General features: G+C 33.2%; 28 protein-coding genes. 7 read left to right on the top strand and 21 right to left on the bottom strand.

What is annotated here, in order from left to right; genetic code table 11:
- The first annotated feature begins 4 nt into the window (after positions 1–4).
- The 6 genes from QMG60_RS21570 to QMG60_RS21545 are packed head-to-tail and all read left to right on the top strand — an operon-like array spanning position 5 to position 3497.
- Positions 5–1363: a histidine kinase gene (locus tag QMG60_RS21570; RefSeq protein WP_057116810.1), complete on the top strand. Its 1359-nt coding sequence runs from the start codon at positions 5–7 to the stop codon at positions 1361–1363.
- A gap of 2 nt (positions 1364–1365) precedes the next feature.
- Positions 1366–1668: a 2TM domain-containing protein gene (locus QMG60_RS21565; protein ID WP_057116809.1), complete on the top strand. Its 303-nt coding sequence runs from the start codon at positions 1366–1368 to the stop codon at positions 1666–1668.
- Position 1669: 1 nt separating this feature from the next.
- Entirely contained in the window at positions 1670–1999 is a 330-nt protein-coding gene (locus tag QMG60_RS21560) for a 2TM domain-containing protein (protein WP_134139839.1), read from the top strand.
- Positions 1990–2307, top strand: a complete 318-nt coding sequence (locus QMG60_RS21555) for a 2TM domain-containing protein (protein WP_057116807.1) — start codon at positions 1990–1992, stop codon at positions 2305–2307. Before QMG60_RS21560 ends, QMG60_RS21555 begins: the two co-directional genes overlap by 10 nt.
- Complete coding sequence (locus QMG60_RS21550) at positions 2298–2693, top strand: 2TM domain-containing protein (protein WP_348773904.1); 396 nt, start codon at positions 2298–2300, stop codon at positions 2691–2693. The genes QMG60_RS21555 and QMG60_RS21550 overlap by 10 nt, the downstream gene beginning before the upstream one ends.
- 39 nt (positions 2694–2732) lie before the next feature.
- The gene (locus QMG60_RS21545) at positions 2733–3497 is read left to right on the top strand and encodes a LytTR family DNA-binding domain-containing protein (RefSeq protein WP_057116806.1); all 765 of its coding nucleotides are present in this window, start codon (positions 2733–2735) and stop codon (positions 3495–3497) included.
- A gap of 135 nt (positions 3498–3632) precedes the next feature.
- Here the strand turns inward: QMG60_RS21545 and QMG60_RS21540 are convergent, their stop codons facing one another.
- Positions 3633–4658 carry a COX15/CtaA family protein gene (locus tag QMG60_RS21540; RefSeq protein WP_281866374.1) on the bottom strand — a complete coding sequence of 342 codons (1026 nt, stop codon included), beginning with the start codon at positions 4656–4658 and terminating at the stop codon, positions 3633–3635.
- Positions 4659–4672: 14 nt separating this feature from the next.
- The gene (locus QMG60_RS21535) at positions 4673–6106 is read right to left on the bottom strand and encodes an HD domain-containing protein (protein WP_281866373.1); all 1434 of its coding nucleotides are present in this window, start codon (positions 6104–6106) and stop codon (positions 4673–4675) included.
- A 435-nt stretch (positions 6107–6541) separates the two neighbouring features.
- Here QMG60_RS21535 and yaaA point away from each other — a divergent pair, with 435 nt between their 5' ends.
- Complete coding sequence (yaaA, locus tag QMG60_RS21530) at positions 6542–7300, top strand: peroxide stress protein YaaA (RefSeq protein WP_281866372.1); 759 nt, start codon at positions 6542–6544, stop codon at positions 7298–7300.
- A gap of 166 nt (positions 7301–7466) precedes the next feature.
- On the opposite strand, the gene QMG60_RS21525 is transcribed toward yaaA, so the two are convergent.
- The 19 genes from QMG60_RS21525 to QMG60_RS21435 form a co-directional block, all read right to left on the bottom strand.
- Positions 7467–9056, bottom strand: a complete 1590-nt coding sequence (locus QMG60_RS21525; protein ID WP_057116802.1) for an MDR family MFS transporter — start codon at positions 9054–9056, stop codon at positions 7467–7469.
- A 4-nt stretch (positions 9057–9060) separates the two neighbouring features.
- The gene (locus tag QMG60_RS21520; RefSeq protein WP_057116801.1) at positions 9061–10140 is read right to left on the bottom strand and encodes an HlyD family secretion protein; all 1080 of its coding nucleotides are present in this window, start codon (positions 10138–10140) and stop codon (positions 9061–9063) included.
- Positions 10141–10152: 12 nt separating this feature from the next.
- Entirely contained in the window at positions 10153–11472 is a 1320-nt protein-coding gene (locus QMG60_RS21515; RefSeq protein WP_057116800.1) for a TolC family protein, read from the bottom strand.
- Positions 11462–12091 (bottom strand): TetR family transcriptional regulator, encoded by a 630-nt coding sequence (locus QMG60_RS21510; RefSeq protein WP_057116799.1) that lies wholly within the window; start codon positions 12089–12091, stop codon positions 11462–11464. The genes QMG60_RS21515 and QMG60_RS21510 overlap by 11 nt, the downstream gene beginning before the upstream one ends.
- Positions 12092–12368: 277 nt before the next feature.
- Positions 12369–13130 carry a tryptophan synthase subunit alpha gene (trpA, locus tag QMG60_RS21505; protein ID WP_281866371.1) on the bottom strand — a complete coding sequence of 254 codons (762 nt, stop codon included), beginning with the start codon at positions 13128–13130 and terminating at the stop codon, positions 12369–12371.
- Between the two features lie 70 nt (positions 13131–13200).
- Positions 13201–13521, bottom strand: a complete 321-nt coding sequence (locus QMG60_RS21500) for a gamma-glutamylcyclotransferase family protein (protein ID WP_057116797.1) — start codon at positions 13519–13521, stop codon at positions 13201–13203.
- A 69-nt stretch (positions 13522–13590) separates the two neighbouring features.
- Positions 13591–14772 carry a tryptophan synthase subunit beta gene (trpB, locus tag QMG60_RS21495; RefSeq protein WP_281866370.1) on the bottom strand — a complete coding sequence of 394 codons (1182 nt, stop codon included), beginning with the start codon at positions 14770–14772 and terminating at the stop codon, positions 13591–13593.
- Positions 14773–14784: 12 nt separating this feature from the next.
- Positions 14785–15396: a phosphoribosylanthranilate isomerase gene (locus tag QMG60_RS21490; protein WP_241774352.1), complete on the bottom strand. Its 612-nt coding sequence runs from the start codon at positions 15394–15396 to the stop codon at positions 14785–14787.
- Positions 15397–15578: 182 nt separating this feature from the next.
- Positions 15579–16364: an indole-3-glycerol phosphate synthase TrpC gene (gene trpC, locus QMG60_RS21485; RefSeq protein WP_281866369.1), complete on the bottom strand. Its 786-nt coding sequence runs from the start codon at positions 16362–16364 to the stop codon at positions 15579–15581.
- Between the two features lie 20 nt (positions 16365–16384).
- Positions 16385–17377: an anthranilate phosphoribosyltransferase gene (trpD, locus tag QMG60_RS21480; RefSeq protein ID WP_281866368.1), complete on the bottom strand. Its 993-nt coding sequence runs from the start codon at positions 17375–17377 to the stop codon at positions 16385–16387.
- A gap of 75 nt (positions 17378–17452) precedes the next feature.
- Positions 17453–18019 carry an aminodeoxychorismate/anthranilate synthase component II gene (locus QMG60_RS21475; RefSeq protein ID WP_281866367.1) on the bottom strand — a complete coding sequence of 189 codons (567 nt, stop codon included), beginning with the start codon at positions 18017–18019 and terminating at the stop codon, positions 17453–17455.
- 87 nt (positions 18020–18106) lie between these two features.
- Positions 18107–18550 carry a hypothetical protein gene (locus QMG60_RS21470; protein ID WP_281866366.1) on the bottom strand — a complete coding sequence of 148 codons (444 nt, stop codon included), beginning with the start codon at positions 18548–18550 and terminating at the stop codon, positions 18107–18109.
- 91 nt (positions 18551–18641) lie between these two features.
- Complete coding sequence (locus tag QMG60_RS21465) at positions 18642–20042, bottom strand: anthranilate synthase component I family protein (RefSeq protein ID WP_281866365.1); 1401 nt, start codon at positions 20040–20042, stop codon at positions 18642–18644.
- A 299-nt stretch (positions 20043–20341) separates the two neighbouring features.
- Positions 20342–21622 (bottom strand): hypothetical protein, encoded by a 1281-nt coding sequence (locus QMG60_RS21460; RefSeq protein WP_281866364.1) that lies wholly within the window; start codon positions 21620–21622, stop codon positions 20342–20344.
- Positions 21623–21824: 202 nt separating this feature from the next.
- Complete coding sequence (locus tag QMG60_RS21455) at positions 21825–22391, bottom strand: YceI family protein (protein ID WP_057116788.1); 567 nt, start codon at positions 22389–22391, stop codon at positions 21825–21827.
- Between the two features lie 39 nt (positions 22392–22430).
- Positions 22431–23063, bottom strand: coding sequence for an NAD(P)H-dependent oxidoreductase (locus QMG60_RS21450; RefSeq protein ID WP_057116787.1), 633 nt, complete (start codon positions 23061–23063; stop codon positions 22431–22433).
- Positions 23064–23072: 9 nt separating this feature from the next.
- Positions 23073–23531: a MarR family transcriptional regulator gene (locus QMG60_RS21445; protein ID WP_057116786.1), complete on the bottom strand. Its 459-nt coding sequence runs from the start codon at positions 23529–23531 to the stop codon at positions 23073–23075.
- Between the two features lie 288 nt (positions 23532–23819).
- Entirely contained in the window at positions 23820–25397 is a 1578-nt protein-coding gene (locus tag QMG60_RS21440) for a glycerol-3-phosphate dehydrogenase/oxidase (RefSeq protein WP_281866363.1), read from the bottom strand.
- Between the two features lie 494 nt (positions 25398–25891).
- Positions 25892–26347 (bottom strand): DUF6691 family protein, encoded by a 456-nt coding sequence (locus QMG60_RS21435; protein ID WP_281867945.1) that lies wholly within the window; start codon positions 26345–26347, stop codon positions 25892–25894.
- Positions 26348–26372: the final 25 nt, after the last annotated feature.

The following is a 26372-nucleotide window of genomic DNA, read 5'->3' as shown; positions in this document are numbered from 1 at the left end:
TTATATGAAAGATGATGGAACTGTTTTTTCTGATTTAAAAGGTGGAACTATAGCATGTTTCAAGATTGCAATGGTATTTGCGATAATATTTTCAGCTTGTTTAGGAGATGATCTAAATATTAGAAACGTTCTTTTAACCTTTTTTATAAGCTGTCTTTATTCTTTTGGATTGGGTTTCGGTAACGGATTTATCAATGTTTTTCTAGATAAAAAATGGGATTGGCTGGAACAAACCAATCTGAGAGTTTATTACGGAATCTTAATAACCGTTTTATATACGGTTCCAGTTGTTTTAGGAATAAACTATTTTATTTTCGTTGTCGTGCAACATGTAACTTTAGATGTGTTTTTTGGTGCAAGAATGTTATGGGTGCATCTTTTCTACATCATTTTATCATTAGGAGTTTCGACTTTTATGCAGGCCAGAAGTTTTATGGTAAAATGGAAAAGGGCTTCAAAATTTGAAATAACACAACAGAAAATCATTGCAGGAACAGCAAATGCTAAATTCGAAAGCTTAAAAAATCAAATTGATCCGCATTTTCTTTTTAACAGCTTGAATGTTTTAAGTTCATTGATCGAAGAAAATCCAGATAATGCGCAGCGTTTTACCACTTCTTTATCTAAAATTTACAGATATGTTTTAGAACAAAAAGATAAAGAATTGGTTTCGGTTGAAGACGAATTATCATTTGCGAAAACCTATATGAATTTGTTGAAAATGCGTTTCGAAAACAGCTTGTTTTACGAATTGCCAACAGAAGACATAAATCCAGATGCTAAAGTGGTGCCGCTTTCCTTACAGCTTTTGCTTGAAAATACAGTTAAGCATAATGTGGTAAGCGAACAGAAACCGCTTCATATTAGAATATTTATTGATAAAGATTATTTGGCTATTCAAAATGATCTTCAGAAGAAAGAAGTGCTGCAGGACAGACAAGGTGTTGGACTGCAGAATATTGTAAACCGTTACGGGATTATAACCGATAGGAAAGTGAAGGTGGAGCAGGACGAGAAAAATTTTACGGTTAAGATTCCAATTTTAACAAAACAAGTTAGTGTTATGGAAACAAATGCAGATTATAATGATGAAGCGAAAGCTTATTATAGAGCCAAAAAAAGAGTTGAGGAATTAAAGGGATTTTATGCAAATATAATTTCATACTGTTGTGTGATTCCGCTTTTAGTTTTTATCAATCTTAGATTTTCACCTGGATTTCAATGGTTTTGGTTTTCTGCTTTAGGCTGGGGATTTGGAATTACGATGCACGCTTTTAAGGTATTCGGTTATAGTTCAGATTGGGAGGAAAGAAAAATTAGAGAGATTCTAGAAAGAGAAAACAAACAAAAAACCTGGAAATAATCATGGAAAAAGATTTTACAGAAGCAGAACGTTATTATGATGCTCAGAAAAGAGTAAAAGAAATAAAAGAGTTTTACGAGCATTTGACAGTTTATCTTCTAACTAATCCAATTGTGATTGTGGTAAATCTGATGACTTCTCCAGGATATTTGTGGTTTTTATGGTGCTTGATGGGATGGGGAATGGCTCTTATTATGCACGGATTAAAAGTTTTCAGCCTGCCGCCTTTTTTCAATAAAAAATGGGAAGAAAGAAAAATTAGAGAAATTCTAGAGAAAGAAAAAATTAGAAAAACTTGGGAGTAATATGGAAACAAAATTTGATTTTGATAAAGAACAATCTGAATTACAGAAATTAGCAAGTCGGAAAGTTATTAAACTTAAATCCTTTTACAAACAGTTATTTATTTACACCATCATTCTAATACTTTACCTTTTAAAAGAATACACCAAACTGCCGCTAAATGTATTCCCGATTAATTTGTTAAATGGTGTAATTATGATTTTGTGGGCTGCGGTCGTCATTGGTTCAGCAATAGATGTATTTGCTTCTTTTAAGATTTTTGATGAAGATTGGGAAGCACGTAAAGTAAAAAGTATTTTAGAGAGAAGAAATAAAAAACAAAAATGGGAGTAGTCATGGAAATGAATTATAACGAAGAAGAAAGATACATTCAAGCAAGAAAAAAAGTTGAAAATATCAAAGGATTTTATGGAAATCTTGTTGCCTATGTATTGGTAAATGCGATTCTGATTTTCATCAATTTATATACATCACCCCAGTATTTATGGTTTTTCTGGCCTTTATTATGGTGGGGAGTAGGGGTTGTTTTTCACGGATTGAAAGTTTTTGAAGTTTTCCCAACTTTAGGAAAAGAATGGGAAGAAAGAAAAATCAAAGAATTTATGGAGAAGGAAAAACAGAACAAAAATAAGTGGAAATAATATTAAAAGATAAAAAAATGGGACGATTAAGAAGACATATGTACGAAGAATACGGGCAGGATTTTAACACTGATGAACGTTATAATAAGGCGTATAGGAAAGTAAAGAAAATTAAAGGCTTTTACTCACATTTAAAAGTTTACATTATTGTTAATGTAATTATTATATTTTTAAGTTTGAATAAAAATTTTATAGGCAGCGAATTTAGACAAAGTGGTCTATTTGAGTGGCATACTTACTCAACAGCATTTTCATGGGGAATAGCACTTTTAATTCACGCTTTCCTTGTTTTTAGCGGCGATTATTTTTTTAGTGATAACTGGGAGGAAAAGAAAATTCGAAAATACATGGAAGAAGACGCTGCGAATAAAAAAAAATGGGAGTAACTTTGAATTAATTTTTTTTCAAATTTTACATTATAGTAAATGATCACATTAATTATAGAAGACGAAAAACCAGCGGCAAGATTACTGCAAAGAAAACTTGAAAAGTTAGATGTAAAAGTAGAAACGATGCTTCATTCGGTTGAAGAATCAGTTGAATGGTTTGAAAATAACCCTCATCCAGATTTAATTTTTCTGGATATCCAATTATCAGATGGTTTGTCTTTTGAAATTTTTGAAAAAATTGACATCAAAAGTGCTATTATTTTTACTACTGCATATGATGAATATGCTTTAAAGGCTTTTAAATTAAACAGCATTGATTATCTTTTAAAACCAATTGATGAAGATGATCTTGAAGTGGCCGTTTCGAAGTTTAAAACCCGTATGCCAAAAGCAGCAGAAAGTTCAAATCTGCAATTAGATTTTGAGCAGATTCGCCAAATGCTTTCCAATCCTTTTGAGAAAACGTACAAAAAGAGGTTTACAGTTAAAATTGGACAGCATTTAAAAGTCATTACTACAGAAGAAATAGAATGCTTTTTTAGTGAAAATAAAGGAACATACATTCATACTTACGAAAATCGTGATTATTTAATCGATTCGACTTTAGAAATCCTGGAGCAGGAATTAGACAAGAAAGATTTCTTTCGCGTAAGCAGAAAATTTATTGTGCCGTTAAAAGCTATTAAAGAAATTCAGGTGTATACCAATTCTCGTCTAAAAGTTATTTTACCAACTTACAGAGAAGATGAGGTTATTGTAAGCCGAGAAAAAGTGCAGGATTTTAAATCTTGGCTGGCATAAAACTTTTACTTTAAAATAGATTTCAACAGATTATAATTCATTCGAATTAAATCTATTCCATAAAAATGCCCCCAAATAGTGTCTAACTTTTTGGGGGCAGTTCAATTCGGCTCTTTTTAGTTTACATAAAATGAGTTATTTGCTCAGTCGGTGCAGCGTAAAAGTCATAGCGCTTAAAAGGAAAAATGCCATAATCTGGTGAATTAATCCTAAAGCCAATGGAACGCTGTATAATAATGTGAAAACTCCAAGTAAAAATTGGATGAAAACAAAAACTACAAGAGTTTTGATTCCATTAGATTGTGTGTTTGTCAGCGAAATTTTTGTACTTCTGTAATATAAGAACAAAATAAAAGCTACAACAACATAAGCAAAAGTTCTATGCACAAACTGAACACCGCTTTTTCCTTCAATAAGATTTTTAATTAATGTTGGCTGTTCGATGTAAACTGAATCATGAATAAATTGCCCGTCGCTCATTAAGGGCCAGTGATTGTGAATTAATCCGGCATTTAATCCTGCAACAAATCCGCCATAAATAATTTGGATTAGTAAAGCCACTAAAGCAAATCGTCCAATGTTTCTTAGCGGAATATTGATTCTGCTGTTTTTTTCAGGATAGATTAAATCTAAAGCGACCCAAAGTGTATAAGCAAAAGTGATGAAAGCAAAAGTTAAGTGTAATGAAAGTCTAAAGTGACTTACATCTGGATTATCAATCAAGCCGCTTCTCACCATAAACCATCCTAAAAATCCTTGGAAACCTCCCATCGCCAAAAGAATGACACATTTTTTGATGGTTGCGCGATCCAGTTTTTTTCTAATTAAGAAATAAACAAATGGGACAAAGAAAACCAATCCAATAATACGACCGATGAAACGGTGAAACCACTCCCAGAAATAAATGAATTTATAATCTGCTAATTGAAAATCGTTATGAATATTGATTTTTTGATACTCAGGAAACTTTTTATATTCATCAAATGCGGCCTGCCATTTGGCTTCAGTTAAAGGTGGAAATGTATCGGTTACCAAATGCCAGTCAGTCATTGATAAACCTGAATTGGTCAAACGTGTGATTCCGCCCACGACAACCATTAAAAACAATAAAACACAGCCTGATAGTAACCAAATGATTACTGATTTATTCTCTTTTTTCATTTTATAAATAGTACTTATTTCTCTACTTTTTTTAAGCCCAATTTAGCTGCCCTTTTAATTACAAAATCATAAGCTGCCTGATATTCATTCGGAATATCTCCTTCTAAAATGGCTTCTTTCACTGCTTCTTTTAAAATTCCGATTTCTCTTGAAGGTTTTAAATCAAATATTTCCATAATTTCTTCACCAGAAATTGGCGGTTGAAAATTACGAACATGATCGCGTTCTTCAACTTCAACAATTTTCTTACGGACGATTTCAAAGTTCTTGTGATATTTTTTGAATTTCGATGGATTTTTGGTTGTAATATCTGCCTCACACAAAGTCATTAAATTTTCGACATCTTCACCAGCATCAAACACCAAACGACGAACTGCGCTATCGGTCACAATATCCTGCGCCAAAACAATCGGACGCGAACTCATAATAACCATTTTCTGCACAAATTTCATTTTGTGGTTCAAAGGCATGTGTAAACGTTCAAAAATTTTCTTAGCCATCTTTCCGCCTAGAAATTCATGTCCATGAAAAGTCCATCCTTGTTTTTTAGTGAAACGTTTTGTTGGCGCTTTTCCAATATCATGCAGTAAAGCCGACCATCTTAACCAAACATCATCTGTATTTGGGCAAATATTATCGACAACTTCAAGCGTGTGGTAAAAGTTATTTTTATGTGTATGGCCTTCAATTTCCTCTACCTGATTCAACGCTGTTAATTCAGGTAAAATAATATCCAAAAGTCCAGTTTTATATAAAAGTAAAAATCCGACTGAAGGTTTATCTGTAGAAAGAATTTTATTTAATTCGTCTACGATTCTTTCGCCAGAAATAATTTTAATGCGTTCAGCATTTTTGGTGATGGCATTTAATGAATTTTCTTCAATCTCAAAATTCAATTGTGTGGCAAAACGAATCGCGCGCAGCATTCGCAAAGGATCATCAGAATAGGTAATATCTGGATCCAAAGGCGTTTTAATTGTTTTATTTTCTAAATCGGACAAACCATTAAACGGATCTAAAAGATCACCAAAATTATTTTCGTTTAAAGATAAAGCCAAAGCATTAATGGTAAAATCACGACGGTTTTGATCGTCTTGAAGTGTTCCGTTTTCTACAATCGGATTTCGGCTGTCAAAATTATAAGATTCTTTTCGGGCTCCAACAAATTCGATATCCGTATCTTCAAAACGCAGCATTGCTGTTCCGTAAGTTTTAAAAACCTGAACCTTTGGGTTTTTCGGAAGTAGTTCAGACACTTTCAAAGCCAGTTCAATACCGCTTCCAACTGCTACAACATCGATATCCTTTTTAGAACCTCGGTCTAAAAGTAAATCGCGAACAAATCCGCCAATAACGTAACTATCAACATTAAGTTCTTTTGATGCTTTCGAAATGATATCGAAAATTTTGTTTTGTAAAGCAGTTTTATAATTTGTTTGTGTAGCCACGAATTCAGTGATTTTTGAGTAAAATGCATTTTCTATTTTAATAGAAATAGTTTCTATTAAAATAGAATAAAAATGCATGCAAATTTACAACATAGAAAATGCCTATTATAATCTACAGCTCACTTTTTTGAAGAAATTAATAGTTTTTGATATCAATTTTTATGAATTGAGAAAAAGGTTTGCCACGAATTATACAAATTACCACGAATTTATTTTTTTCTGCCACAGATTACAGGATTAAAAGGATTAAAAAATCTGTGTAAATCTTTTTAATCTGTGGCAAAAAATCTTAATAACCTGCATGAAAGAAAAATTCGTGCTAATTTGTGTAATTTGTGGCGGAAGAAAAAACTATAGAGCAATAAAACAAATCAATTAGGATAATCTGTTTTTAGAAATGCAATTTGTATTTTTGAGTCATAGAAAAAAGCACAAATGAAAATAGTTATATCGCCAGCAAAGTCTTTAAATTTCGAAAAAGAATTACCAACTACAAAACATACAGAGCCTTCATTTTTAAAAGAAGCAAGAGTAGTTCATAAAGTGGTGAAACAAAAAAAGCCATCTGAATTATCTGAATTAATGTCAATCTCAGATAAATTGGCAGATTTAAACTGGAAAAGAAATCAAGATTGGAAAACGCCTTTTACGCCTGAAAACGCGCGTCCTGCGGTTTATACTTTTGATGGAGATGTTTATACAGGCTTGGATGCTTATACTATTCCGTTAGAGAAATTAGAAGCGCTTCAAGATAAATTAAGAATTTTATCTGGTCTTTATGGTCTTTTAAAACCGCTTGATTTAATGCAGGCATATCGTTTAGAAATGGGTACCAAAATGCCAGTTGGTGAATACAAAAACCTCCACGAATTTTGGAAACCAACAGTTACAAAAGCGTTGAACAAAGAATTGAAAAAGGGTGAGTTATTCGTGAATTTAGCGAGTAACGAATATTTTTCTGCTGTTGATGTAAAAGCTTTAAAAGTTCCTGTCATTACTCCAGACTTTAAAGATTATAAAGACGGAAAATTAAAAATGATCAGTTTCTTTGCCAAAAAGGCGAGAGGTATGATGGTTCGTTATATCATCGATACCAATGCTGAAACAATTGACGATTTAAAAGGATTTAATTACGATGGATATCAGTTTGATGCCAATCTTTCGAAAGGAAATCATTTGGTTTTTACAAGATAATTTTTAAGGTGCTAAGGTTCTAAGTAGCTGAGGTTCTAGGTTTTTAAAAGAATTATTTAAAAAATTTAATAAAATTATCCTCTTAGAAAAGAAATAATAGTAAAATAAAAAGCCGAGTTACAGGAAAGTGAACTCGGCTTTTTCGTATTATAAATAATTATTAACATTAATGCATCGCATCTGCGGGATTAATTTTATTCTTCCCTTTTTTGATAAAGAGAATAATCGGTATACAACATAAAAACATAATTCCTAAGTACATGAAAATATCCATGTAAGCCATTACTGTACTTTGTTTCATGACTGAACCTTCTATTGCCTGATATGCTTTTTTCAAAGCAACATCTGCACTATATCCTTTTGACATAAAGGCGTGCTGCATTCCTGCAATTCGTTGCTGCACTTCAAATTTGGCAGGATCAAGATTGTTTATTAAATCTACTCGGTGTGACTGGCTGAAACGTGTGATGAAAGTGGTAATAATTGCAATACCAAATGATCCTCCTAACTGACGCATCATTCCTGTAAAAGCTGCACCTTCACCAATTTGTTTTCCTTTTAGTGTAGAAAGCGAAAGGGTGGTAATAGGTACGAAAAGTAATCCAAGACCAATTCCTCTTAAAATTAAAGGCCAGTACATATGTTCAACTCCAGTATCTGGCGTCATACGGCTGTACATCATGAATGTGAAGAAGAAGAAAACTAAAAATCCTACTCCAACCATATATCCTTGAGGCACGCCTTTCTGAATCATATTTCCAACAAATGGCATCATAATCGCCGTTGTAATAGATCCTGGAATTAATAATAATCCGGCATCAGTTGCGGTCCACCCTAAAATGGATTGCGTATAAATTGGTATAATTAACGTCGAGCCATATAAACCGAAACCAAGTATGAAACACATAATAGTTCCGATTCGTAAATTTCCATCTTTTAAAACACTCAAGTTTACAATTGGATATTTGTAGGTCAGCTCTCTCCAAATAAAAAGAACTAATCCTAAAACAGTTATGACACTTAGAGTTACAATAAGTGAGTCGTTAAACCAATCGTCTTGCTGACCGTGTTCTAGTACGAATTGTAAAGAACCAATAAAGGTGCTCAACAAAACAATTCCCCACCAGTCAACCTGATTTGCTTTTAATTTTTCTCCATATTTTGGACTTCTAACAAAAGTTAAAGCCAAGATAGTTGCAATAATCCCTAATGGAATATTGATGTAGAAAATGTACGGCCAAGAATAATTATCTACTAAATATCCTCCTAAAGGCGGACCTAAAGTTGGACCAACAATTACACCCATTCCGTAAATTGCCTGCGCCATTCCACGTTTTGCAACTGGGTAACTTTCTGTAATAATCGTTTGGGCTGTTACCAGCAGCGCTCCACCACCCATACCTTGTACGAATCGAAAGGCTACAAGTTCCCAAATATTTGTGGCATTACCACACAAAAAAGAACAGACCGTAAATATTATGATGGAAGCCACAAAATAATTACGTCTTCCAAATTGCTGTGATAGCCAGCTCGTCATCGGAATTACAATAACATTCGCAATTGCGTATGCTGTAATTACCCACGCCACATCGGTCAAGGTAGCACCAAGACTTCCGCGCATGTCTGTTAGAGCTACGTTTACGATCGTGGTATCAACAATTTCCAGCAATGCACAAAGTACAGCTGTAATTGTAATTACAACACGTCTGAAGCCGTATTCTACTAAATCGTCGTCTGCTTGTATTGCTGTTGCCATTTATTTATTTTAAATGTACGTCTACATCAACATTCATTCCTGGTCTTAAAAGTTTTACTTTCTCAGGATCGTTTGATTGGTCTAAACTAATTTTTACTGGTAATCTTTGAATTGTTTTTACGAAGTTTCCTGTTGCATTATCAGGAGGTAACAATGAAAAACGAGATCCTGTAGCAGGAGAGAATGAAGTTACAGTTCCTTTAAACTCATAATTTGGATACGCATCAACTTTTAAGCTTACTTTTTGTCCCACAACCATTTTGTTTAATTGTGTTTCTTTAAAATTAGCTACAACCCAAGCTTCATTATTATTGATAATGTAGAATAAAGATTGTCCTGGCTGAACCAATTGTCCTGGCTGGATATCAACTTTAGAAACCTGACCATCAATAGCTGCAGTTACAACTGTATAAGAAAGATTTAAGTGAGCAACATCTAACATTGTTTTAGCTTTTTTGATGTTTGCTGCCGCAACTTCTGTTTGTTTGTCAGAAACTTTAGATTTTGACTGAATAACAGATTTTTGGTAAGAACTTGCTCTTTGTTGTTGTTCTAAAACACGTACTTGGTTTTCAGCCTCTTCTTTTGCAGTTAAAGCCTGCTCATATTGTTGTTTTGTAATAGTATGAGTTTTGTACAAGTTATTGTAGCGGTTGTAATCGTTTGTAAGTTGTCTCAATCTAATTTTTGCACTTTCGATAGAACCACCTGCAGATCTCATTTGAGCATCAGAAACTGAAATACTTGCGTATGCACTTCCGATATCAGCTTTTGCAGCTTCGTATTGACCTTCAGCACCTAATAAAGCAGCATTAGCTTCATCAATTTTTAACTGATAATCTCTCTTGTCGATAGTAAATAAAGTATCTCCTTTTTTTACATAATCATTATCTTTCACATATACTTTGCTGATATACCCAGAAACTCTTGGGATAATCGGGTTCATTTTTTTCTCAATTTGAGCATCATCTGTTTCTTCGTGAGCCAATGAGTGCATGTATTTTGATATTCCGTAAGTTCCTCCCACTAAAACCAAAACGGTTAGTATGATGATGAATTTTTTATTTGTCTTTTTCTTTTCCATGAGAGATATCGATTATATTTTAGAAAGATTGAATGATTGTGATAATTGTCCTGATACTGAAAGTAGTTCGTAATATTTTTGAATAATTGTCGCTTTTGATACAGCTGTATTTATTTTTGCGCTTAATTGCTCAACATCAGCTTCTACCAAGTCATTGGTATCTGCCAACCCATTATCGAATTTATCTTTTACAAGTCTGTAATTTTCAGCTGCTTGTTGAAGTGCTTCGTCATAAACTACACTTTGATTGATTGCCAAGTCATAGTCTTCAAGAGATTTTTGAACTTCAACTTTAATGCGATCCGTCATAATAGCTTCGGTATTTTTAACTTCTAAAGCTCTGCTTTCTGCTTCTTTAACATGTGCGCTGTTTTTTAGAATTCCAGATAAATCATAAGATAAACCTAAACCAAAATTCATAGCATATTTTACAGTGATAATATCTTTAAGATCTAAAGCGGTATAACCTCCCAACAATGAAAGAGTCGGGTAATAAGCTGCTTTTGCAATCTTGATATTAGCTTCTGAAGCTTTTTGCTGTAAACGAATTGCTTCAAGATCTTTTCTGTTTTCAAGAGCCATAGCATCAGATGTAGGTGCGTTGGTTGTTTTCAAGTTGAAGAAATCTTCTTCATTTACCTCAATCTTTACAGATGGATCTAATTTAAGTATTGTCGTTAAATAATAATTAATGTTAGTGATATTATTATTAGCTTCATCGATTGATAATTGTGTCTTTGAAACTAATAATTGCGCTTTCAATAAATCATTTCTCGGAATAATTCCGTTTTTTTCCAATTCAATGAAATCAGTAACACGTTGTTTAGCGCTTTTTTGATTCTCATTTAGAGCATCTAAAGTTTTTTGTGCTTTGTATAGAGCAGTATAATAGGTAATAACCCTTAAAGCAACATCTTCTTTTGTTTTCTCAGCGTTAGCACTTTCAGCTTCGTACAATTTATCGTAAGCTTCAATGCTGTTTTGAATTTTAAATCCAGCAAAAAGAGGTAAGCTTAAATTCGCCATTCCTATCATTGCGCGGTCTGGAGAAGCCAAAGAAGCACCTTCACCTTGATTTGGCAAATCAATCGAAGCTTTTGTAAGACGTTGATATTGCCCAGAAATTTTTAAATCTGGATATTGGTTATTCTTAACCGTTTGTAATTCATACTTTTTTGTGTTTACCTTAGTATTGGCAAGCGTAACTTCGTTACTCTTTTCCCAGGCCATTTTCACGGCTTCGTCTAAGGTTAAACTTGTTTTTTCTTGTGCTTCAATTGAAGATATTCCTATAAAGAAAACTCCAAAGAGCATTAATTGACTAATTTTCATAAACAAGTAGCGCTTTTATAGTTTGTTGAATGTGCTTTGTGAGATCGTTTTTAATGTAATTGTTAAACATTTCTTCTGTTTTTAAATCCAATAATTCTTCGAAGAAAGATCGGTTCATATGGAAGTGAAAGAAGGTTCCAATAATAGTTGGTGTAATTAGTTGAATATTAATATCTTTTCTAAAAACACCCTGAGTCTGACCCTGTTTGATAATACTTTCAACAGATTTTAAATTTCCTTTTTTAAGTTCTGTAAATGCATTTAGGCTCTTCTCTCTTTTTTTATTGTTAAGTTCAAAATGTAAAACTCTGTAAATCCCTTTGTTAAGGCAAATTCTGTTAATGTAAATTTCGATTAATTTATTGACTTTTTCAAGAGGTTCAAGGTTTTCCTGTAATAAATTTTCGAGTTGTAATTTTAAATCAACAGTTTTGTAAAAAATCAAAGCTTCTAGAAGTCTTTCTTTTGAACCAAAATAATACGAAACCATGGCAATATTAATTTTTGCCTCTTTGGAAATATCCCGTATTGATGTCCCCTCAAATCCTTTCTCAGAAAATAGCTTTTCAGCAACATTAAGAATCTGAATTTTTTTATCGTTTAATTCGATCTGTGACATGATATTGTTTCTAATCGGATGCAAAATTAAACAGTTGTTTAATTTAAACGCTTGTTTAATTTTATTTTAACAAAATATTAACATAAAACGGTTTCGATAATTTTGAGCAAAAAAAAGCTGAAACACTTAGTATTTCAGCTGTATTAGTTTTATTTTTCATTCTGACGATGGAGGAATCTTACTCATAATGTGACAAAAATTGGCGACTTTAGAACTGGAATTTCTAATGAAATTACTCCTTCATCGAAATGACAAACAGAATTTTTAGTTTAGATAATTATCGAATCGCTCCAACAAAATCTTCAATTTTCCCACTACCTTTTTCACTCAGATGTTTAATAAAAGCACTTCCAATAATAGCGCCTTTTGCATATTTTGTGGCCTGATTAAAAGTTTCTTTATTTGAAATTCCGAAACCTACAATTTGAGGGTTTTTCAAATTTAGATTTGCGATTCTTTCGAAATAATCTTCCTGAACATTTCCAAAACCAGATTGTGATCCTGTAACGCTTGCAGAACTTACCATATAAATAAATCCGTTTGAGACGCTGTCAATAAAACGAATACGTTCGTCTGAAGTTTGCGGCGTAATTAAAAACACATTAATTAATCCGTATTTTTCAAAAATAGCTTTGTATTCATCTGCATAAACATCTACTGGAAGATCTGGAATAATTAAACCATCTATTCCAATTTCAGCACATTTTTTACAAAAAGCTTCAACACCATATTGTAACATAGGATTAAAATATCCCATAATAATCAATGGAATTTTTACGCTTTCGCGGATGTTTTTCAGCTGATCGAATAGAATTTGAGTCGTCATTCCGTTATGAAGCGCCTGTGTAGAACTTGCCTGAATAGTTGGTCCATCTGCCAAAGGATCACTGAAGGGAAGCCCAATTTCGATTAAGTCAACTCCATTTTTTTCTAAATCTTCAATAATCTGCACGGTATCATTTAAGTTCGGATATCCTGCAGAAAAATAGATCGAGAGTATTTTTTTATCTTCTTGTATTTTCTGAGTTATTCTGTTCATTAGTGTGTGTTTTTGTCCTAACAGGTTTGCAAAAAACCGGTTACGTATTTTTTATCGTAATATTTATCGATTATTTATTTTCTGTATAAACCCATGCCATTCTTCCTGACTTTAGTTTGACTTGGACTCTTTTATATGAATTAGATTCGAATTGATCAACTTTTAATAATTCTGTATTAGTAACCTCAAAGACAGCACCATGGATAATGTCTTCCAGATTTTCACTTGGCACTGCAACGACATAATCTGCCATTCCAAATTCTTCTTCTATCTGCAAACTTTTTAATTTGAAACCCAGTATTTGATCTTGAGTTCCGTTTAAAACTTTATTGAAAATCTGCATTTGAATTTGTTTCGATCTTAATGTTCCGTATGAGAATAATAGTTCCATAATTATGATTTTTCTCTTTATTTGTTTGAGTTTGGATATCGGATTGGAACGTCCAAATTACAATTTTTATTACAATTTAAAGTAATCTATATAATTATCTAAATCTTTGTCACCACGTCCAGAAAGGCTGATAACCACAATATCAGTAGGTTTAAATTTCTTCTGATCTAAAACTGCAAATGCATGTGCGCTTTCGATTGCTGGAATAATTCCTTCTAATTTTGTCAGTTGTAAACCTGCATTCATAGCATCATCATCCGTTACAGAGAAAAATTCTCCGCGTCCACTTTGTGCTAAATGTGCGTGTAAAGGTCCAACTCCAGGATAATCTAATCCTGCTGAAATAGAATAAGGTTCAGTAATTTGTCCGTCTGCAGTCTGCATTAGCAAAGTTTTGCAGCCGTGAATAACGCCTACTTTTCCTAGTTTACTGGTTGCTGCGCTATGTCCGCTGTCAACACCTTTTCCTGCTGCTTCAACAGCTATAATTCCGACTTCTGGTTCGTGTAAAAAATGGTAATATGTTCCCGCAGCGTTACTTCCGCCGCCAATACAAGCCACTACATAATCAGGATTTTCACGTCCTTCTTTTTCTTTCAACTGCCATTTAATTTCTTCTGAAATAATACTCTGAAAACGCGTTACCATATCTGGATAAGGATGAGGTCCAATCGCAGATCCGATAATATAATGTGTATCTACAGGATTATTGATCCAGTCGCGAATCGCCTCGTTTGTGGCATCTTTAAGTGTTCTTGAACCCGAAAGTGCTGGACGAACTTCAGCGCCTAACATTTTCATACGTGCAACGTTTGGTGCCTGGCGCGCAATGTCAATTTCACCCATATAAACGATACATTCAATTCCCATTAAGGCACAAACAGTTGCTGTTGCTACACCGTGCTGGCCAGCACCAGTTTCGGCAATAATTCTTTTTTTGCCCAAACGTTTTGCCAGTAAAATCTGCCCGATTGTATTGTTTACTTTGTGTGCTCCGGTATGATTTAAGTCTTCTCTTTTTAAGTAGACTTTGGTGTTGTATTTTTCAGATAAACGTTTTGCAAAATACAACGGACTTGGTCGCCCAACATAATCTTTTAGCAGTTGGTTGAATTCGGCTTTAAAATCCGGTTCGTCCATTATACTAAGGTATTTTTGACGTAATTCTTCTACATTTGGATATAACATTTCTGGAATATAAGCTCCTCCAAATTCTCCGTAATATCCTTTTTCGTTGACGTTAAAACTCATTTTATTTAAAGTTTAAAAGTTGGCAACATCAAATTTTCGTTTGAAGTTGCTAAATAGATTTCTGTTTTTCAGCCCTGGTTCGATTTCAAATTTACTATTTACATCGACAGCATAAATAGGTAATTTACTTTTTGAAATTTCTTCAATGGCTTTTAATTCGTTAATTCCAATTCCGCCGCTCAAAAAGAAAGGTTTATCAGAATTGTATTTTTTTAATATAGTCCAGTCGAAAGTGGTTCCGTTGCCGCCTGGTAATTTGCCTTTGGTATCAAAAAGAAAATAATCGCAGACACTTTCAAAAGGTTTAATAATTTCAAAATCAAAGTTTTCATCAGCCGAAAACACTTTTATAATTTCAGTTTTTTTCGGCAGTTGTTTTTTTAATTCCGATAAAAATTCGACGGATTCATTTCCATGTAACTGAACGGCTTGTAAATTGTATTTTGTTACTTTTTCCAGAATTTCTTCTTGGCTTTGATTGACAAAAACACCTACTTTTTTAATTGTTTTTATCAGTTCCGGAATTTCTCCGTTAAAGTATCTTGCGGATTTTTCCCAGAAAATAAATCCCATATAGTCGGGTAGGAGTGCGCCTACTTCGAGGATGTTTTCGGGGTATTTCATGCCGCATATTTTGAGTTTCATTACAGTTGTGTGTTTTTTACCGCAAAGTGCGCTAAGGTTTTTTAATTTTGATTATGCTTAAAGCGATAAGTCCGCAAAGGCTTTTTATTATTTTTTGCCACGAATTACACGAATTTTCACTAATAAAATTCGTGCTAATTAGTGTAATTTGTGGCAAACCTTCATATATTTAATTGTTTAATAAATTCTGTTGCAGCCACTCCAGCGTTGTCTGTTTTCATGAAGTTTTCTCCAATTAAGAAACCTTTATATCCATAAGGTTTTAGTTCCTGAATAGCTTCGACTGATGAAATACCGCTTTCTGAAACTTTTACAAAATCGTCTGGAATTTGCGACGCCAATTCTTTACTGAAATCTAAACTTACTTCGAATGTTTTTAAGTTTCGGTTATTTACACCAATCATGTCTAAAGTTGGCATAATCGATTTTTCCAGCTCTTCTTGATTGTGAACTTCTAGTAAAACCTCTAAACCTAATTTTTTGGCAAATTCAGATAATGATTTGATTTCTTCACGGGTTAAAACAGCAGCGATCAAAAGAATTAAATCTGCCCCGTGAGCTTTTGCTTCTAAAATCTGATATTCGTCTACAATAAATTCTTTTCGCAAAAGCGGAATATTTACCGATGCTCTAGCCAAAAGCAAATCGTCTAGAGAACCGCCAAAGTATTTTCCATCTGTTAAAACTGAAATTCCGCAAGCGCCTGCGTCTTCGTAGCCTTTTACTACTTCTTCAACAGTAAAATTATTGTTAATGATTGATTTTGAAGGAGAACGGCGTTTGTGTTCGGCAATAATTCCAGAATTGCTTTCTCTTAAATTTTGACTCAGAGAAATAGTTTGTTTTCCAAAAAATACAGAAGCTTCCAATTGAGAAACTGGTATGATTGATTTTTTTAGAATGACTTCTCTTTTTTTGTCTACTATTATTTTATCTAAAATGTTCATTTTTAAAGATGCTAAGTTTTTTAAAGAGATAGTTGTTGTAATTTTTTAAGAGCTTGATGTCCTTTTCCGGATAACAAACTTTCTTTTGCCAGTTCAAAACCTTCTTTTGGAGAGCATTTTGTAACCGTTGCGATTGCCATTGCAGCATTCGCTAAAACTACATTGTTTTGTGCTTCAGTTCCTTTTCCTGAAATGATATTGATAAAGATATCAGCTGATTCCTCGATGGTTTTTCCGCCTTCAATTTCACTTTGTGATAAAAGGTGAACACCAAAATCTTCTGGTTTCAGCATTCCTTCCATGTGGTTAGAAATGGTTTTGGTAGGGCCAGTTAAGGAGATTTCATCATATCCGTCAAGGGAATGCAGAATCGTAAAATTCACATCGGTGTTTTGATATAAATATGCATACATTCTTGCCAGCTCTAAATTGAAAACCCCAACCAATTGATTTTTTGGAAATGAAGGATTTACCATTGGCCCCAGCATATTAAAAAATGTTTTTACGGCCAGTTCTTTTCTAATTGGTCCAACATTTTTCATCGCTGGGTGAAATAGGGGAGCGTGCAAAACACAAATTCCGGCTTGATCGATACATTTCTCTAAAAACGAAGGATCGTTGCTGAATTTAATTCCCATTTTTTCCATCACATTGCTTGATCCTGAGATCGATGAAACTCCGTAATTTCCGTGTTTGGCAATTTTAATTCCCGCTCCAGCTGCTACAAAAGAGGCTAGAGTTGAAATGTTGAAAGTGTCTTTTCCGTCACCGCCCGTTCCGCATAAATCTATTGTATTATAGGCTGATAAATCGACACGAATACATAATTCTAATAAAGCTTCGCGAAAGCCTGAAAGCTCATCGATTGTTATGCTTCGCATCATAAAAACTGTCAAAAATGCCGAAATCTGGCTTGGATTGTATTGACCGCTTGAAATATTAATCAATACATTTTTTGCTTCTTCTTTAGAAAGCACTTCATGATTGATTAATTTGTTTAATATAGTTTTCATTTTTTTTAAGATTCTAAGTTGCTAAGGGATTAAGGTTCTAAGTTTGAACTGAGACTGAATACTGAGGCTGAAAAACTAACTCTTAATCCAATTCTCTAAAATCCTTTTTCCGTTTGGTGTTAAAACACTCTCTGGATGAAACTGAACACCTCTTACATCATAGTTTTTGTGTCTAAGAGACATAATTTGTCCATTTTCGTCTACGGAAGTTGCTTCTAGATCATCTGGTAAATTGCTGTCTACAACCCAAGAATGGTACCTTCCTACTTCAAATTCGTTACCTAAACCTTCAAATAAAATTTCGTCTGAAACGACTGTTTTTACATTTGTTGCAACGCCGTGATATACTTTATCAAGATTTGAAAGTGTTCCGCCAAATACTTCTCCAATTGCCTGTTGTCCTAAACAAACGCCAAGAATACTTTTCGTTGGACTATATTTTTCAATTACAGCTTTTAATAAACCCGCTTCATCTGGAATTCCAGGTCCTGGAGAAAGTAAAATTTTATCAAAAGATGCGATTTCATCAATATCAAATTCGTCGTTTCTATAAACGGTTACTTCGCAGTTTAAATCTTCTAAATAGTGCACTAAATTGTAAGTGAAACTATCGTAATTGTCTATAACTAGTATTTTTTTCATTTTTTTTAAGGTTCTAAGTTGCTGAGGATCTGAGCTGCTAAGTTTTTAAACTGTGACTGAAAACTGAGACTGGCAGCTTAATTTTATTTATTTTTCTCGAACGTATTTTTCTGTAATAATTCGATTGATTCCTAATTTTTCTACTTTCTCAACACCTTTTTGTATTAAAGTGTCGTTTTGAATTTTTACTACAAATTCAAATTTGCCATTTTCCCAATCACGGTTATTAAAATATTCTAGGTTTTCGGTATAAATACTGTCTTTCAAAGTATATTTTCCTCCTCCTGCAAAATATACTGCTGTTGTAGAATCTTTTCCGTTTTTCAAATCATGATTCAAAAAAGCAAAATGGCTGTCATTTATAATTTTAATCATTTTTGTGTTTGCATTGAAAGTCGAAAAAGTAGAATCTTTCTCTGTCGTTTCAGCAGAAATAAGACGCCAGGTTCCTTCAATAGAATTTTGCTTTTTTTCGGAATTACAAGCTGTGATCGTAATGATTAAAACTAAAATTGAAATTACTTTTTTCATGGATTATTGATAGTTTATGGTTTGTGGTTTGTTGTTAATTGTTTAAAGTTTCAGGTTTCAAGTTTTGAGATTGAAAACTGAACACTGATGACTAAATTTTCTCTGCCATTTCCAGCGCCGTATTTAAAGCTCTTAATTTATTATAAACTTCCTGCATTTCACTTTCTTCGTCTGAACTTGCCACAATTCCAGCACCAGCTTGACAATGCAGTTGGTGATTTTTAGAAAGGAAAGTTCGAATCATAATGGCGTGGTTAAAATTTCCGTCAAAATCCATAACACCTATTGCGCCTCCGTAAAAATTACGATTGGTTTTTTCGCAGTCTTCAATTAACTGCATAGCTCTGTGTTTTGGAGCACCGCTTAATGTTCCTGCTGGAAACGTGTCTGCAACTACCTGCATTGTTGTAGCTTTCTCGTGTAAATGTCCAGTAACTTTTGATACTAAGTGAATTACATGCGAAAAGAACTGAACTTCTCTATATTTTTCAACATTTACGTCATGTCCGTTTCGGCTTAAATCATTTCTAGCCAAATCGACTAACATTACGTGTTCGCTGTTTTCTTTTTTATCTTCAGAAAGTTCTTTGGCCAAAAGAGCATCACGTTCGTCATCTCCCGTTCTTTTGAAAGTTCCAGCGATTGGATGAATCTCAGCTTTTCTGTCTTTTACGATAATCTGTGCTTCTGGCGAAGAACCGAATATTTTGAAATCTCCATAGTCAAAGAAAAATAAATATGGAGAAGGGTTAATGCTTCTTAAAGCTCTGTAAACATTAAATTCATCTCCTTTGAAACCTTGAGTAAATCGGCGGGATAAAACCAATTGAAATACATCTCCACGATAACAATGTTTTTTAGCTAAAGCCACATTTTCTTTAAATTCTTCATCGGTTAAATTTGAAAATCCTTCGCCTTCTTTTGCAAATTTGTATGAAGCAATATTTCTAGATTGTAATAATTGTTCGATCTCAGCAATGTTATTTTTCCCGTCTAAACTGTGGCAGAAAATATATGCTTCATTTTTAAAGTGGTTGATCGCAATGATGTTTTGGTAAACGGCATAAAAAACATCTGGAATTGCAGTTGCATTGTCTTTTTTCGCAATAGAAACCTTTTCAAAATAACGAACAGCATCATAAGAAATGTATCCGAATAAACCATTGTTGATGAATTTAAAATCGTTTTTTTCAGATTTAAACTGACTTGAAAATTCCTGAATGACCTGTGGAATATTTGTAGAAGCATCAATATTGATTTTTTCTGAAGTTCCGTCAGGAAAAGTTTTAGAGATAACTTCGTTTTCAATTTTTATAGTAGCAATCGGATTACAGCAGATGTAAGAGAAACTGTTGTCATTTCCGTGATAATCACTACTTTCCAATAATAAACTGTTCGGGAATTTATCTCTAATTTTAAAATAAATACTTACTGGAGTAACCGTATCTGCCAGAATTTGTTTGTAATGTGTATTAAGAATAAAAGGTTTCAAAATGTATAGTTTTATTTAGTTCGTTGTTTTTTTATTTTAAATTTTGACCAAAAAAAAAGGCTTGTCGTGATGACAAGCCTTTTATATTTTATAGTTTTACAATACCATAGGAAGCTTTGTTCACGACGTCTGACGTAAATTGTTCCACCACCAAGTATTGTTTAATATTGTTCTCATTTCTGTTTTTGTTGTGACAAAGATATAAATGTAATTTGAATTGAAGTACATAAAATTTGAAAAAAATCTTTTCGAAAATGCAAATTTTGTTAAATTTTGATCAAATATACTATGGTAACTCTTTAATTCCCAATTGCTATTGTGTTGTTTACATTTAACCTGAAATCTGGATTTCCTTTGATATTAGGAAGCGCAAATAAGTCATTAAGCTTAATTTTAGTAAATTCAATTCCGTTTGCAGGATTGCTGTAATAGCTTTTTATGCCAGAATTGTTACTTGTAGATTCGCTTTCAATTTCACCAGTACAATTATTAGCAACAACATTTTTAAAAGTAATTTTAGCTAAATTAGCTTCCCCATTTCCGATATTTCCTTCCAATAAAACAAAAGGGGAAAATCCAGAAATGACACTGTTGGTTAAATTGAAAAATGTATTTTCTTTAATGTACGCAGATTCTCTTACCAAGCCTTGATTGTTTTCTTCTAAATTAACCAATGTAATGTTGGTTGCATTAATTTTGGTCATTTTTTTGGTCATATCAGTATTAGCGACCTTCTCATAAGAATCTACCTCAAAACATCTTGAACCTGAAATATCCGAAGAAAACGGATGACGAATTGCAATACTATTGCTGATATTTATTTGAGCACCTTGTGTAAAATCAAAATCATCATCAGTCGTTCTGTACGAAATTAAATTACTCATATTCAAATCACCGCCATAACATTCGAATGAATCATCATTAGAATAACTAATTTGTACATTACTGATAGTTGTTTTTCGTCCGACACCTGCAAGAGAAAGTCCGTTTAATTCTTTTGAAGCACTCAGTTTTCTTCCCGCATATTCGATTCTCACATATTTTAAAATTCCAGAATTATCTTCAGCATCGTTACCTCCATAATGATTCAAATTTGCTTCTAGATCAAAAGGCAGAGTATGCATGCCTCCTAAAGAATTTATTGGAGCTTTTCCTAATACAATGATTCCGCCCCAATCTCCTGGTTTTCTATTGTTTATTTCTTTTTCTGATGTAAAAATAATGGGATCTGTTTCCAGACCTTCTGCGATAATTTTTGAACCAGTTGTAATAACAAGAGTCCCGCAGGTTTTGTCGTCGCCTCGAATTACCGTTCCTGGTTCAATTGTCAAAGTTGCATTATTTGTAACGTAAACCACACCTACTAAATGATAAGTATTACGCTTTAATAATTTGGTGTCTTTATCAATGTTTCCAGCGATTATATTAGTAGCTTCATTGTAGTCGTTAGCAGCAGGTTTAAAGTTCGTCCAATTGTTCATCCAGTTTGTATTTCCGATAATTCCTTTTGGCTGTTGCTGCGGTTGTGCGAAAAAGCTGATAGTGAATAGAATACAGGCAATACGTAATTTTGTTTTCATAACTATGATTTAAATTTCTAGTTGTTGATTTTTTTAATTTCCCCAAAATTAGAAGCCAAATGTTAATCAAAGTCCTGATACTTATTACGAAAGCGTTATTATACCATTAAGAACGTTAAGATTTTGAAAAGAAAAAATAAACCCCAGCAGTATCAAACTGCTGGGGTTTATTACAATTTTTGAATTAGTAAGTTTTAAAATATTAGAATTTTAAAGCTACAGTCAATTCAAATTCGTCATTTATAGTTTTGTCTCCTAAACCTTCGAAGAAGCTACCTGATCCGTATTTAATATCGTATTTAGTTCTGTCAACTTTGAAAGCAGTTGTAGCAGTGTTTCCTTTTACAGTAATATCAAAAGTTACTGGTTTAGTAATTCCTTTGATAGTTAAATCTGCAGTTACAGTGTAAACGTCAGTAGATTTAGCACCAATAGTTTTGAAAACTAATTTTGAAGTTGGGAATTTTTCAGTTCCGAAGAAATCATCAGCTTTTAAGTGGCCGTTTAATTTTCCTTGGTATTCTCCAGTTAAATCTGTTGAAGTTAATGAAGTCATGTCAACAGTAAAACTACCACCAACTAATTTTTTTCCTTTGAAAACTACAGCTCCATCTTTGAAGTTTACAGTTCCAGAGTGCTCTCCAGTTACTTTTTTACCTACCCATTTAATAGTAGACGCTTTTACGTCGATTTTTTTAGTTTGAGCGTTTACTGAAATACCAGCTGCTGCTACGAATAATGCTATTGCAATAGTTTTTAAATTTTTCATGTTTTTTAAAATTAAAATTTGAATTTGATTAATAAATAATTATAGTGTGATAAATAATTCTTCGTGAGATTTTCTAACTTTTTTAAAGTGCTGTGTATTGTCTTCTTCATGTCTGTAACCTACAGTTGCAATTACAGAAGCGTTTAAACCTAATTTATCGAAACCTAAAATTTCGTTGAATTTAGCAGCATTGAAACCTTCCATTGGAGTAGCATCAATTTTTAATTCAGCAGCAGCATTTAATAAGTTTCCTAAAGCTAAATACGTTTGTTTTGCCGTCCAAATATGTTTTGCTTCTACAGGTAAATTTGAGATTACACCTTTCATCATATCGCTGAATCCTCCTAATGCATCTGCAGGAACACCTCTTGTTTCGCTGATAGTGTTGATGTATTTGTCAACAGAAGCTGCATCAAGGTTTAAATCGTTAGCAAAAATAAATAGGTGAGAAGCATCAGTAATTTGTGCCTGCCCGTAAGCTGCGCCTTTTAATTGCTCTCTTAATTCTGGATTTTCAACGATAATTACTTTGTAAGGTTGTAATCCGTAAGAAGAAGCGCTTAATCTAACTGCTTCTTTCAGGGTGTTTAAATCATCAGATGATATTTTTTTTGAAGCATCAAATTGTTTTGTTGCATAACGCCAATTTTGATTTTCTAAGAAATTGCTCATAGTATTAATTTATTTATTGGTTCTGTATTTTTCTAATAATTGATTTAAGAAAGTTAATTCTTCTGGCTTTAAATTGTCAGCAAACGTTTTCTCATGTTCGTCTACCTTCGGATCTAATTCTTTTAAAACATCTAATCCTTTTTGAGTAATCAAAACTTCAATTTTTCTTCGATTATCTGGACAAACATTTCTAGTTACAAACTCTTTCAATAATAATTTGTCTACCAGCCGTGTTGTGTTGCTTGTTTTAGCAAGCATTCGCTCTTGTATTACGCACATATTGGCAGGTTTTCCTTTTTGCCCTCTTAATATACGTAACACATTATATTGTTCTCCAGATAAATCATACGGTTTAATTAACTCGTTGAAATGATCCTGAATCACATTCTGCGTGTACATGATATTCAGAATAACTTTTTTCGCATTATCCATCTTAACCGTACTCTTAATAACCTCTTCAATTGTCATAGTCGTAAGTGTATAATTTGTATATACAAATGTAGAAATTTTAATAGTTGTATATACAAATGTTGTGTTAATTTTTTGTTAATGTGTTTAAATGCGGTTTTCGAAGAACGTATTGTATAATTTTCAGAGAATAAAAGTATTATAATTTTTTAGTGTAAACTATTGATATGATGTTGTTTAATGATTTTTTAAAATCAAAAAGTAATTATGGCTCGAAAAAACATCAAATAATCTTTTGTAAGATAGTTTTTAAGCAAGCAGATTTTCAAATTCATCAGAGTTTACGATTTATTGGAATTCAGACAAAAGAAAACCTTTTGCAATTTGTTTGAAATTGACAATTTCTGTACTTATCCAAGCTTCATCATGACCAAGTTCTTTGGCAATTATTCTTGCCGTTTTTTCTGCAACTTCAATTGCAGCTCTGGCATCTAAGAATAATAATCGTACTCGTCTTGCCAATATATCATCAGTAGTTCTTGCCATTTCATAGCGAATCGCCCAAACGACTTCTGCCATTGTAAATTCGTAATCAGGATGCAGTTTTTCTTTTAACTCCAGCTCGTTTTCTTGTAATTCGAGTATTTTTGGAATATCAGAACCATATATATAAAGGTGATTTTCTCTATCGAGAGACGTTGTAGGTTTATTTCCGTGAATAGAAAGATGCTCAGTAACGCATTCCTTTTTTGTTAATTTTCCCGTTTTAATAGCTTTGTCTATTAGGTCTTCGGCAATTTTTCTGTAAGTTGTCCATTTTCCTCCAGTAATGGTAATAAGCCCAGTTTCAGAAACAATTATTTTATGGCTTCTAGAAACTTCTTTGGTACTTTTTCCTTCTTCTTTTGGGGCGGCCAACGGGCGCAAACCTGCAAAAACCGATAATACATCTGTTCGTGTTGGTTTTTTGGCTAAGAATCGTTGTGCTGTTTCTAAAACAAATTGAATTTCAGTTTCTAAAGCAATTGGTTCTAAACTTTGTTTTTTTATTAAAGTATCCGTCGTTCCCACCACAACATGATTGTGCCACGGAACAGCAAACAAAACTCGTCCATCTTTTGTTTTCGGAATCATTAAGGCATTTTCACCTGGCAAGAAAGATTTATCAAATACTAAATGGATTCCCTGACTTGGAACAATATATTTTTTGTAAACTGTATCATTGAGTTTCATGATAGCGTTTGTAAAAACTCCAGTTGCGTTTATAATGGCAGCACCTTTTAGACTATATTTAATTCCGGTTTCTAGATCTTGAGCCTGAACACCAATTATTTGATTTTTATCGTCCTTTAGTAAATTGAAAACTTTTACATAATTTAAAACGCAGGCTCCATTCTCCACAGCAGTCTGAGCCATGTTAACTGCTAGACGAGAATCATCAAATTGACCATCGTGATAAATAACACCATTTTTCAATCCGATTTCTTCGACGTTTGGAAGCAATTCAATTGTTTTCTTTTTCGAAAGATATTTAGAACCTCCTAAACTCAGGCGCCCCGATAATAAATCGTAAATTTTTAATCCGAAAGTGTAAAAATATCCGCCAAACCAATGGTAATTTGGAATAACAAAAGATTGATTTTTAACCAAATGATTGGCATTTTGAAGCATTAAACCTCTTTCCTTTAAAGCTTCTCTTACCAAATGAATATTTCCCTGTTCCAAATAACGCACGCCGCCATGAACCAGTTTTGTACTTCTGCTTGAAGTTCCTTTTGCAAAATCTACAGCTTCTAATAAAATTGTTTTATAACCTCGGCTGGCAGCATCAATAGCAGTTCCTAAACCGCTAGCTCCACCGCCAATTATGATTACGTCCCATTTTTGTGTATTTTGTAATTGAGATAACTGTTCGGAACGATTCATGTTTTTATTTTCTAGGAAATGTTGTTCGAAAGCAAACTTAACGAAATGAAATTAATAATCGATGAAGAAAAGTTTTTTGGTTTTTATTTGTTTCGGGTTTCAAGTTTCAAGTTTTAAATTTCAGGTTTCAGGTTTTCAAGTTTCAAGTTTCAAGTTTCGTGTGATAGTGAAAGCTATAACGAAATGTGAAGTTCTATGAAGAAACGAATCTTTTTATTCCGTAGGAATATTTCGTCGGTAACAAATGATAATATGGTTTGCATTGTGTCCTGTAGGGACACATGATTTATGAAAATAATGCATTTGAAATAATGTATCAAACGTTCCTATGGAACGTGTAATGGCAATCACATTTAATTTTCTGCCAACGAGACATTCCTACGGAATGAATCTTTTCTTAAAGAATAAACCCGACAGGTTTTTAAAACCTGTCGGGTTTGTGTTATGTTAAGTTAACTTGAAATTTGAAATCTGAAACAAGAAAAAACAAAATCTTAATGTGGAAGTTTATCTTTAATCAAACCATAAAACCAAGTTCCTGCAATAGCACTTAATAAAGTAACGATGATTACAGTTGCGCCAGTTCCAATCTGCGCGAAAAGCGGACCTGGGCAAGCGCCAGTAATCGCCCATCCAAAACCGAACATAAGTCCGCCGTAGATTTGTCCTTTGTTGAAAGTTTTAGGCTGAATCTCGATTTTTTCGCCTTGAAGCGTTTTGATATTGAATTTTTTAATGATGAAAACAGAAACAACGCCTACTGCAACCGCGCTTCCAATTACGCCATACATAAAGAAAGACTGCAGATGAAACATTTCCTGAATACGAAACCAGCTGATAATCTCTGCTTTTACAAATACAATCCCGAAAAAGATTCCGACGATTAAATATTTAAGGTTTGATAGACTGCTTTCTTTTTTCTGACTTGCGTTGATTCCTTCGCTATCCATATTTTTATTTTCTAAATTATTCATT

The sequence above is a fragment of the Flavobacterium sp. GSB-24 genome, assembly GCF_027924665.1.
In the GTDB taxonomy this organism is placed as follows: domain Bacteria; phylum Bacteroidota; class Bacteroidia; order Flavobacteriales; family Flavobacteriaceae; genus Flavobacterium.
This window is presented reverse-complemented; position numbering and strand designations above follow the sequence as displayed.